The 1,534-nt window shown below is 29.2% G+C and carries 2 protein-coding genes; both read right to left on the reverse strand.

Annotation, left to right across the window (positions count from 1 at the left end):
- On the reverse strand, window positions 1-667 hold a 667-nt coding region (gene lepB, locus AC30RD_RS09135; protein ID WP_489494220.1), incomplete at its 3' end, for a signal peptidase I.
- Window positions 668-690: 23 nt separating this feature from the next.
- Window positions 691-1,534, reverse strand: an 844-nt coding sequence (gene folD, locus AC30RD_RS09140) for a bifunctional methylenetetrahydrofolate dehydrogenase/methenyltetrahydrofolate cyclohydrolase FolD (protein WP_489494222.1), incomplete at its 5' end; no start/stop codon positions are given.

Raw genomic sequence — 1,534 nt, forward strand, 5'->3', positions numbered from 1 at the left:
GTGTCCCAATAATATATTTATAAGGTACACTGCCCCAAAATCTACTATCATTTGAATGATCTCTATTATCACCCATCATAAAATATTCACCTTTTTTTACTTTAATTGGATAAAAATTAAAAAGTTGTTCATAAGGAATTTTATCTTTTGTAACTCTTGGATCATTATGAATCCCTGGATGTTTTTTACGATATGGATCTTTGACAAAAAGCATCTCTTGAAATTTTTCTATCTCATATCCATTATATTGTTTTTTTACATATTCATTTCCTTCATGAGGATGAAGATATAAATGTTTGTTACTAATAAATAATATATCTCCGCCAACTGCTACACATCTTTTTACATAATAAATTTTTGGGTTATTAGGATATCTAAAAACTACAATATCACCCCTTTTTGGTTTATCGTCGTTAATTATATGACCATCACCATCAAAATCTGGTAAAACTGGTATTTCAATCCAAGGAATTGTAGGTGTTGGAATTCCATAAGCAAATTTTTTTACAAAAAGCATATCCCCAATTAACAACGTATTTTTCATACTACCGCTTGGAATTACAAAAGCTTGAGCTATAAAAAAAATTACAAACGCAACTATTACAATAGTCCCATTCCAAGTTCCAGACCAATGATAAAATTTTATAAATTTTTCTTTTAAATCCATTTATATCCTTTCTTTTAAAAAAATTAATTATTAATTATTCTCTGTTTTGCTGCTTTTACAGTGTTTTTCAAAAGCATTGCAATTGTCATAGGTCCAACCCCTCCTGGAACTGGTGTAATAAATGAAGCTTTTTTACTAACATTTTCAAAATCAACATCTCCAATAAGCTTACCATTTTTTAATCTATTAATTCCTATATCAACAACAATTGCTCCATCTTTAACCATATCAGCTGTTATTAAATTAATTTTTCCAACTCCTACGCAAATTATATCAGCTTTTAGAGTGTGAGCTTTTAAATCTTTTGTATATATATGACATATATCTACCGTAGCATTAGAATTTAACATTAAAGTCGCAAGCGGTTTTCCAACAATATTACTTGCTCCTACAATACATACATTTTTGCCTTTAAGCTCAATATTGTATTCTTTTAATAATTCCATAACTCCATAAGGAGTTGCCGGGATAAAACCATCTAATCCAAGTGTAACTCTTCCAACATTATACGGATGAAAACCATCAACATCTTTTTTTGGATCTAAAGTTTTTAAAATTTCATTTGTATTTATTTGTGTTGGGAGCGGCAATTGAACCAATATTCCATCAATATTTGGATTTTTATTCATCATTTGAATTGTTTCAATTATAGCTTTTTGAGAGATATTTTCCGGCATTCTATGGACAATATTATAAATTCCTACTTTATCACAAGCTTTTGATTTCATTCTTACATAAGCTTCACTTGCGGGATTGTTACCAACTAAAACTACTGCAAGCCCTGGAGTAACACCATCTTGTTGCAGTTTTGTTACCTCTTTAAAAACTTGAGTTTCAATTTTACTTGCAAGTTTTTTACCATCTAAA

The sequence above is a fragment of the Nitrosophilus sp. genome, assembly GCF_982775275.1.